We start from the raw sequence: 9,144 nt of genomic DNA on the forward strand, positions 1-9,144 counted from the left end.
ATATAGACCTGCGTCTGATTCCTGATCCGGCAGCTAATGAGAGAAGTGGGAAGAAGCGCATAACTATCACTATCTCCCTCATCGATGGGGTGCCCAAGGGGCGGGGGAGGGAGAATTGAGTATCAAACCACCACATTCACGATCCGCTTGGGGACCACGATGACCTTCTTGGGGGTCTTGCCTTCTAGGTATTTGGCGCTGGCCTCAGCAGCCAAGACCTCTGCCTCTATCTCGGCAGGAGTGAGATCCACTGAGAATTCCATCTTGAATCGCATCTTCCCATTGAAACTGACCGGATACTCGAAGGTGTCTTCGGTCAGGTATTCCGGATTGTGCTCGGGCCATGCGGCTTCCACCACTGATCCTTCCTTTCCAAGCACATTGCCCCAGAGCTCTTCTGCCAAGTGTGGAGCATAAGGCGCCAGTAGGATGACCAAAGGCTCCAGTACAGAGCGCTTGTAACACTTCTGTTCGGTCAGTTCATTCACACAGATCATCAGGGCAGATACCACGGTATTGAAACTGTAGCGCTCGATGTCCTCTTTGACCTTCTTGATGGTCTTATGCAGACTCTTCAAGTTGTCCTTGTTGCCTTCGCCATCTTCTAGATTCTCGAAGAGGCGGGAAAGTTTGCGCAAGAAATTATGTACTCCGGTTATGCCATTGGTATCCCAAGGCTTGTGCTGCTCGATAGGCCCGAGGAACATCTCATAGCAGCGCAAGGTATCCGCTCCATAGCGATCGCACAGCTCATCCGGGTTGATGACATTGTACTTGGATTTGGACATCTTCTCGACCTCGGTCCCGCAGTTGTATTCACCATCTTCCAGAACGAATTCCGCATCCTTGAATTCAGGTCGCCATGCTCTGAATCCATCCACATCCAAGACGCCATTGTCGACCAGACTGATATCAGCATGGATGGCTGTAGCCTCATGCTCATCCTTCAAGCCCTTGGACACAAATCGATTCGTTCCATTCACTCGATATACAAAACTCGACACACCTTGGATCATCCCCTGATTGATCAATTTCTTGAAAGGCTCATGGAAGGGCACCAGACCCAGGTCATAAAGGATATGGCACCAGAATCGGCTATAGAGAAGGTGACCGGTCGCGTGCTCGGCTCCACCCATGTACAGATCCACCTGGCCCCAGTAGTCCATCTTCTCCTTCGCACAGAACTCCTCCTCATTATGAGGGTCCATATAGCGTAGGAAATACCAAGAGCTGCCAGCCCACCCGGGCATGGTATTGTAATCCATACGCTCTCCGTGAAAGACTTTCCAATCGGCACGCTCTGCCCGGGCCAGGGGCGGCTCACCTTCCTCGGTAGGCAGGTATCGATCGACCGGGGGAAGCTCCACTACATCATCCGGAGTGAGATAGGCCACATCGTTCTCATAATAGACCGGAAAGGGTTCTCCCCAGAATCGCTGACGGCTGAATACGGCATCCCTCAGTCTGAAATTGACCTTTCCCCAGCCGATACCTTTCTGCTCCATCTCCTCGATCACGGCAGGTATGGCCTTATGGGCATCCATACCGTTCAGGAATCCCGAATGGATGAGTTTGGCCTCTTTGTCTGCACATGCTTCTTCGCTCACATCCACGTTCTCGAAGATGGGTTTGATGTGCAGCTGGCCTTTGAAATGCTGGGCAAAGGCATGGTCCCGCTCATCACCGGCAGGCACGGCCATGACCGCCCCTGTGCCGTAGCCGGCAAGGACGTAATCAGCGATCCACACAGGGATGTCCTCCCCGGTGAAGGGATGGATCACATATGCTCCGGTGAACTCACCGCTGATCTCTTTCACGTTGGCCTGACGGTCGCGTTCGCTCTTCTTGGCCGCTTGAGCCACATAGGATTCAACAGCGATCCGCTGATCGGAAGAGGTGATCTTTGAGACCAATTCATGCTCAGGGGCCAGCACCATGAAGCTCACTCCGAATATGGTATCGGGTCGGGTGGTGAAGACCTGTATCTCTTCATCTGTTCCTTTGATCTGGAATTTGACCATCGCCCCTTCTGAGCGTCCGATCCAGTTGCGCTGCTGCTCTTTGAGGGCATCGCTCCAGTCGATCTCATCCAGTCCGTTCAAAAGCTTGTCGGCATAGGCGGTGATGCGCATCATCCACTGCTTCATGCGCTTCTGCACTACGGGATGACCACCCCGCTCGGAGAGGCCGTCCTTTATCTCATCATTGGCCAGCACGGTACCAAGTGCCGGGCACCAGTTGACCATGGCATCATCCAGATAGGTAAGGCGGTAATAAGAGAGAATGACCTGTTGCTGTTCGGCTGTCATCGATTGCCAGTCGGTAGCTGTGAAGGTGCCGGCAAAGTGTTCACCGAAAGGGAAACCGTATTTCTCTACCGGGAGTTCCTCCCACCAGTTCTCCTCGATGGCCGCATCTACATTGAAATTCCCGTTGTCATTGAATTTGGCGACCAAGGTCTCTATGTGCTCTGCACGGTCGGTCTCCTTGTTGTACCAGGCATTGAATATCTGTTTGACTATCCACTGCGTCCATCGGTAATAATCCGGGTCCGAGGTGCGCACTTCCCGACTCCAATCGAAGGAGAATCCGATACGGTCGAGTTGCTCGCGGTATCGGTTGATATTCTTCTCGGTGGTCACAGCAGGATGTTGTCCGGTCTGGATAGCATATTGTTCGGCTGGAAGACCGAATGAATCATAGCCCATCGGGTGCAGGACATTGAAGCCCTGATGCCGCTTGTAGCGTGCATAGATATCAGAAGCGATATATCCCAGTGGGTGACCTACGTGCAGGCCCGCACCGCTCGGGTAGGGGAACATATCGAGTACGTAGCACTTCTCCTTGCTGGGGTCTTCAGTGACCTTGTAGACCTGCTGGTCCTTCCACTTCTGCTGGGCTTCTTGTTCTATGCGCTGAAAATCGTAGGGCATGGCTTGAATTCGAAATCGGAGTGCGAAGGTAGAGGCTTTTAGCTCAAGGAATTGCATGGGTTCTAGGAAGAATATCTGTCCATAAGCGGCCGTTAACAATGATCAACAGAACACGCTCCTGCTCGGGGGGTGATTTCTTTACTTTCGCCCACGGTCCATGGCCAAGCAGAGAGATAAGATAGCTAAGCGCAGAATGCGCGGTTCGTACCTTACCACCGTGATCGGTATCGCCTTGGTACTCTTCATGTTAGGGAGTCTGGGGTTGATCCTATTGAACGCACAGAAGCTGGGTACACATGTCAAGGAGAATATCCGCTTCCAGGTCTATCTGAATGATGACGCCAAGGACGTGACCGTCTCCAAACTGCAAAAGACCATCGATGCCAGTGACTACTCCAAAAGCGCTGTGCTCAAGACCAAGGAACAAGCCGCCAAGGAGCTCCAAGAAGAGCTGGGGGAGGATTTCATCGATTTCTTGGACGGGGTGAATCCCATCCCAAATACCATCGAACTCAATCTCAAGGCCGATTATGCGCACCCGGACAGCATCCAATGGATCGTGAGCGGGTTGGAAAGCAATTCATCCGTCAAGGAGGTCGTCTATAGCCCTGATCTGATCGCCAAGGTCAATGACAATATGCAGAAGATCAGCCTGGTGCTCATCGGGTTCAGTGCCATCCTGCTCTTCATCGCGATCGCCTTGATCAATAACACCATACGACTGGCCATGTACTCCAAGAGATTTCTGATACGGAGTATGCAACTGGTAGGGGCCACACGGGGATTCATCCAGCGCCCCTTCCTATGGCAAGGAGTGATACAAGGAGTGCTTGCATCGGTGGTGGCCATGGGACTGTTGGCCGGGGTGATCTATCTGGCACGTCAAGAAGTACCCGATATCTATGAGCTACAGGACCGAGTGACCTTCTTAAAACTCTTCGGACTCACAGCCGCACTAGGCATCTTCATCGCATTCATCTCGACCTTCTTTGCGGTGAACCGCTATATTCGGATGAAATTGGACGACCTTTATTGAGCGCAAGACAATGGCAGACAAGGAAAACAAGGAGCAATTCTCCATGGACAAACAGAATTATCGATTGATCATCATCGGTGTGCTCATCGTTCTTATCGGTTTCGTCCTGATGATGGGTGGAAAAAGTGAGGACCCCAATGTCTATAACCCCGAGGTATTCAGCTTCAGAAGGATCACCCTCGCACCTATCACGGTGATGGCCGGCTACATGTTCATCATCTATGCGATCATGAAGAAGCCCAAAGGGGAGGCTTGAGAGTCCCCTGAAGAATGTGTTGGAAAGACGCGTTCATACAGTATGCCACGACATCTCTGAATCCATCGAACCTTACAACTAACACCATCCCTTAATGAGCCTGATAGAAGCCATCATTCTGGGAATCATCCAGGGACTGACAGAATTCCTACCGGTGAGCAGCAGCGGCCACCTTGAACTGGCCAATGCCATTCTAGGCCATGAGACAGGAGAGGAGAATCTGCTGATGACCGTCACTTTGCACGGAGCAACTGCTCTTGCTACGGTACTTGTATTCAAAAAGGATGTGGCCCAGATATTCAAAGGGCTTTTCAAATTCAAGAAGAACGAAGAGAGCGCCTTCGCCTTGAAGATCATTCTTTCCATGATCCCAGCAGCCTTTGTAGGATTGGTCTACGAGGATGCAATAGAACTGCTATTCTCAGGCAATATCCTTCTTGTGGGATTCATGCTCATCATCACAGGGCTGCTACTCTTCTTGGCCGACCGGGCCAAACGGACCGAGAAGGAGGTCTCCTACCTCCATGCGCTGATCATAGGTATTTCCCAAGCCATTGCCATCCTGCCGGGCATCTCCCGTTCAGGAGCGACCATCAGCACTTCGGTATTATTAGGAATAGACCGCGGGAGGGCGGCCCGTTTCTCTTTCCTGATGGTAGTGCCCCTTATCCTCGGTAAGATGGCCAAAGACGTATTGGACGGAGCCTTTGTAGAACCCGATGTCGATCTATTGGCCATATCTGCGGGTTTTGTCGCAGCCTTTGTCACCGGCTACTTTGCTTGTACCTGGATGATCGCTCTGGTCAAACGCGCTAAACTGAGCTGGTTCTCCATCTATTGTTTCTTGGTCGGACTAGCAGCCATCCTATGGACACAGATGTGATCCTCACAAATAAGGACCTGGACAAACTCCATGAGGTCGACTTCATGTCCGGTGCAGCCATATTGGTAGACAAGCCTCTGGAGTGGACTTCATTCAATGTGGTCAGCAAGTTCCGTTGGGCCATACGGCATCATCTCGGGGTCAAGCGATACAAGATCGGACATGCAGGCACGCTGGACCCTCTGGCCACCGGATTGCTCATCCTATGTGCTGGTAGATATACCAAAAGGGCCATAGAGTTCATGTCGCAGGAGAAGGAGTATACGGGGACCATCACCTTGGGCGCGACCCGCCCTTCTTATGACATGGAGACCGAGATCGACAAGGAATATCCCTATGAGCACATCACACGGGAGATGGTCGAGTCTGTGTTCAAGGGCTTCATCGGAGACCAGATGCAGCAGCCCCCTATCTATTCCGCTAAACAAGTGGCAGGTAAACGAGCCTATGAATCAGCCCGTAAAGGGACTGCGGTCGAATTGGCGCCTTGTCCCATTCACATCGATAGCTTGGAGCTCACCGCTTTTTCCTTACCGGAGTTGGAGTTCCGGGTGGTCTGTAGCAAAGGCACTTACATCCGCTCTTTAGCACACGATATCGGTAAGGCCCTGGATTCAGGGGGATATCTCTCTTCACTGCGGAGAACCCAGAGCGGCCCGTACAGGGTAGAGGATGCTGTTCAGATAGAGGATTTCGTCCAAAGCCTTCACTCTGAGGCCTCTATTTGAAAATGCGGGTCTAGAACACTAACTTCGCAGCCGTTTTTTCGAGAAGAAGTCACTAATACGGATCCATGAAATTATCCCAGTTCAAATACAATCTCCCAAAAGAAAAAATTGCCGCTTATCCTGTAGACAATCGGGACGAGTCCCGATTGATGGTACTCCACAAGGAGGATGGCAAGATCGAACACAAGATGTTCAAGGATATTCTCGACTATTTCGAGGAGGGTGATGTGATGATCATGAACAACACCAAGGTCTTTCCTGCCCGCATGTACGGGAATAAGGAGAAGACCGATGCCCGTATCGAGGTTTTCCTGCTCAGGGAGCTCAATAAAGAAAGCCTCCTTTGGGATGTACTGGTCGACCCTGCGAGGAAGATCCGTATCGGTAACAAGCTCTACTTCGGTGACGAAGACAATGAGCTCGTGGCAGAGGTCATCGACAACACGACCTCCCGCGGCAGGACCCTCAGGTTCCTATTCGATGGGACCTACGAGGAATTCAGAGAGAAGCTATTCTCCTATGGCGAGATGCCCATTCCAAGATACATCGGACGTGAGGCCGAGGAGATCGACATTGAACGCTATCAGACCATATACTCGCAAGAAGAAGGAGCTGTGGCTGCACCTACGGCCGGATTGCACTTCAGCAGAGAGTTGCTGAAACGCTTGGAGATCAAGGGAATCGATTTCGCCAATCTGACATTGCATGTCGGACTGGGAACCTTCCGCCCGGTAGAGGTCGAGGATATCACCAAGCACAAGATGGATTCAGAGCAGATCATCATCCCTGATGCAGCGGCCAACATGGTCTCCAGTGCACAGGATCAGAAGCGAAGGGTATGTGCAGTAGGTACCACCTCCATGCGTGCCATTGAAAGTTCTGTGAGTACGGATGGACGTCTGAAGCCCTATGCCGGATGGACCAACAAGTACATCTATCCACCCTATGAGTTCTCCATTGCAGATAGCATGATCACCAATTTCCATATGCCAGGTAGTACCTTGCTGATGATGGTCTCAGCATTTGGAGGGTATGACCATGTGATGAAAGCCTACAAAGTGGCAGTCAAAGAAGACTATCGATTCCTCTCCTATGGGGACGCGATGCTCATTATCTGATCACAGCGGCACATCAAGATCTTGGAGGCAGGCTGGTCCTGCCTCTTTTTTTGTTTAATAGGCGATATCTTTAGATGATGTCAACAGCAACGAAGACCGACATACGTAGTTTGGACAAAGAAGAGGTCAGGGCCTTCTTTGCAGATCTGGGAGAGCCCAGGTATCGGGCCGATCAGGTCCACCAGTGGCTGTGGCAGAAATCGGCCAAGGATTTCGATGCCATGACCAATCTTTCTAAAGAGCTCAGGGAGAAGCTCACAGAGCATTTCATCATCAAGGAATTGAGCATAGACCAGACACAGACCAGTGAGGATGGCACGCGTAAGTACGCTTTCAAACTCAGTGATGGCAATATGGTGGAAGGAGTGCTGATCCCTACCGAGAAACGTCTCACTGCCTGTATCTCCACTCAGGTCGGATGTAGTCTGGCCTGTGAATTCTGTGCTACGGGGAAGCTCAAGCGTATGCGCAATCTGGGGTACAGCGAGATATACGATCAGGTCGTGGCCATCGATCAAGAGGCCAGGACCCACTATGGACGAGGACTGACCAATATCGTCTACATGGGAATGGGCGAACCCTTGCTCAACTATAAGAACACCATGGAATCAGTCAAGCACATCACTTCTGAGAGCGGACTGAATATGAGCCCGCGCAGGCTCACCATCTCTACGGCCGGTATTGCTAAGATGATCGAGAAGATGGCAGATGATGAGGTGAAGGTCAATCTTGCACTCAGCCTGCATGCGGCCAATGATGCTAAGAGGGACAGCATCATGGCCATCAACGAGACCAATAATCTGGATATCCTCGCCAAGTCATTGCGATACTATCACGGGCGTACCGGTAAGAAGGTCACCTTCGAGTACATCATCTTCAAAGGCTTCAACGATTCGATCGATGATGCTAAAGAGCTCTTGGCCTTTTGTAAGCGAGTACCTGCCAGCAAGGTCAATATCATCGAATACAATGAGGTGGAAGGTGATTCCTTCAAAAGAGCTGATGCCGACCAAGTGGACCGTTTTGCGGCTTTTCTAGAAGACCGGGGTGTTATAGCCAAGGTCAGAAGAAGCCGAGGAAGGGACATCGATGCCGCCTGTGGGCAATTGGCCAATAAGAATTGATACACACGATTTAGAGAGGCTTTTGCGTTATTCAGCATATCATAATTTCTATCCCATGAGAAAGTACACCCTCCTACTCGCTCTGCTCTTCGGCACTTCTGTGATGATGGCCCAAGAGGACTCAGAAGAAGCCACATATGGTAAACACCTGGTGACCATCTCACCCATGAGTCTCTATGGTTCGGACTACATCGGAGACATCGGACTGGGATTGGCCTATGAGAATTATTTCAATGATAAGGTATCCCTTTCGGTACCCTTGGCCGCAGGACTGGTGGATGAGATGCTACAAGCAGGTCTTGGACTGAAATTCTATCCCTCAGGGCATGAATCTGGCGTGACCTATAGCATCAGTCCCATGTTCCTTTTGACGTATGCAAAGGACGATGACTACTATTACTACGATCATTTCAGTATTTATATTGACCCGGAGCGTACCGTGCTCCAATTCGGATTCATGTTGATCAATGGACTGAATGTTATGATCGATGAGGAAGTCTATCTAGGTCTGGAAGGCGGATTCGGTGTGAACTATGTGAATCGTGTCGATCCGGACTACGGGAGTTCCTTTAATGCCGACCCGACTGTGAGCGGTATGCTCCGTCTCAACTTCGGCTACCGATTCTGATAAGCGAGTCCTTTATGACATACCTTCACCGCCTGTGTCGGTGGTGGATCAGATAAAGGCTCCCATTGCGGAGGAGATGGTGCTCTTCGAAGAGCGTTTCCGCGCGTCCATGAAGTCGAGCACTCCCCTGCTGGACCGGATCACCCACTTTATCGTCAAGCGCAAAGGCAAGCAACTCCGTCCGATGTTCGTATTCCTCTCGGCCAAAGCCGCGGGAGGTGTGACAGAGGCATCTTACACGGCAGCTAGCTTGATCGAATTACTGCATACCGCCACCTTGGTGCACGATGATGTGGTGGATGATGCCAATCAGCGCAGGGGATTCTTCTCTCTCAATGCCTTGTGGAAGAACAAGATAGCCGTACTGGTGGGGGACTACCTATTATCTCGTGGACTCTTGCTTTCTGTAGAGCAAGGGCAGTTCCAATTGCTGAGGAT

General features: G+C 51.2%; 9 protein-coding genes. 8 read left to right on the forward strand and 1 reads right to left on the reverse strand.

Going from position 1 to position 9,144, the window contains the following annotated elements; genetic code table 11:
* Positions 1-122: 122 nt before the first annotated feature.
* Complete coding sequence (locus HKN79_07865) at positions 123-2,933, reverse strand: leucine--tRNA ligase (GenBank protein ID NNC83477.1); 2,811 nt, start codon at positions 2,931-2,933, stop codon at positions 123-125.
* 157 nt (positions 2,934-3,090) lie between these two features.
* On the opposite strand from HKN79_07865, the gene HKN79_07870 reads away from it, so the two are divergent.
* From HKN79_07870 to HKN79_07905, 8 genes are all read left to right on the forward strand, one after another.
* Positions 3,091-3,969, forward strand: a complete 879-nt coding sequence (locus HKN79_07870; GenBank protein ID NNC83478.1) for a cell division protein FtsX — start codon at positions 3,091-3,093, stop codon at positions 3,967-3,969.
* Between the two features lie 10 nt (positions 3,970-3,979).
* Positions 3,980-4,225: a DUF3098 domain-containing protein gene (locus tag HKN79_07875; GenBank protein ID NNC83479.1), complete on the forward strand. Its 246-nt coding sequence runs from the start codon at positions 3,980-3,982 to the stop codon at positions 4,223-4,225.
* Positions 4,226-4,319: 94 nt separating this feature from the next.
* On the forward strand, positions 4,320-5,108 hold the full coding sequence (locus tag HKN79_07880; protein ID NNC83480.1) for an undecaprenyl-diphosphate phosphatase: 789 nt from the start codon (positions 4,320-4,322) through the stop codon (positions 5,106-5,108).
* Between the two features lie 44 nt (positions 5,109-5,152).
* Positions 5,153-5,836 (forward strand): tRNA pseudouridine(55) synthase TruB, encoded by a 684-nt coding sequence (gene truB / locus HKN79_07885; protein NNC83481.1) that lies wholly within the window; start codon positions 5,153-5,155, stop codon positions 5,834-5,836.
* Positions 5,837-5,901: 65 nt separating this feature from the next.
* A complete protein-coding gene (gene queA, locus HKN79_07890; GenBank protein ID NNC83482.1) occupies positions 5,902-6,954 on the forward strand; it encodes a tRNA preQ1(34) S-adenosylmethionine ribosyltransferase-isomerase QueA in 1,053 nt (350 codons plus the stop codon).
* A 74-nt stretch (positions 6,955-7,028) separates the two neighbouring features.
* Entirely contained in the window at positions 7,029-8,078 is a 1,050-nt protein-coding gene (gene rlmN, locus HKN79_07895; GenBank protein NNC83483.1) for a 23S rRNA (adenine(2503)-C(2))-methyltransferase RlmN, read from the forward strand.
* 55 nt (positions 8,079-8,133) lie between these two features.
* On the forward strand, positions 8,134-8,706 hold the full coding sequence (locus HKN79_07900; protein NNC83484.1) for a hypothetical protein: 573 nt from the start codon (positions 8,134-8,136) through the stop codon (positions 8,704-8,706).
* Positions 8,707-8,782: 76 nt separating this feature from the next.
* Positions 8,783-9,144 (forward strand): polyprenyl synthetase family protein (locus tag HKN79_07905; GenBank protein NNC83485.1); only part of this gene is annotated, 362 nt, incomplete at its 3' end.

The sequence above is a fragment of the Flavobacteriales bacterium genome, from assembly GCA_013001705.1.
Lineage (GTDB): Bacteria > Bacteroidota > Bacteroidia > Flavobacteriales_D > JABDKJ01 > JABDLZ01.

Bases quoted from the DNA above. Each gene is read 5' to 3' on its own strand.
- queA (NNC83482.1), top strand. From the start codon at position 5,902: ATGAAATTATCCCAGTTCAAATACAATCTCCCAAAAGAAAAAATTGCC.
- HKN79_07875 (NNC83479.1), top strand. From the start codon at position 3,980: ATGGCAGACAAGGAAAACAAGGAGCAATTCTCCATGGACAAACAGAAT.
- HKN79_07900 (NNC83484.1), top strand. From the start codon at position 8,134: ATGAGAAAGTACACCCTCCTACTCGCTCTGCTCTTCGGCACTTCTGTG.
- truB (NNC83481.1), top strand. From the start codon at position 5,153: ATGTCCGGTGCAGCCATATTGGTAGACAAGCCTCTGGAGTGGACTTCA.
- HKN79_07880 (NNC83480.1), top strand. From the start codon at position 4,320: ATGAGCCTGATAGAAGCCATCATTCTGGGAATCATCCAGGGACTGACA.
- rlmN (NNC83483.1), top strand. From the start codon at position 7,029: ATGATGTCAACAGCAACGAAGACCGACATACGTAGTTTGGACAAAGAA.
- HKN79_07870 (NNC83478.1), top strand. From the start codon at position 3,091: ATGGCCAAGCAGAGAGATAAGATAGCTAAGCGCAGAATGCGCGGTTCG.
- HKN79_07865 (NNC83477.1), bottom strand. From the start codon at position 2,933: ATGCCCTACGATTTTCAGCGCATAGAACAAGAAGCCCAGCAGAAGTGG.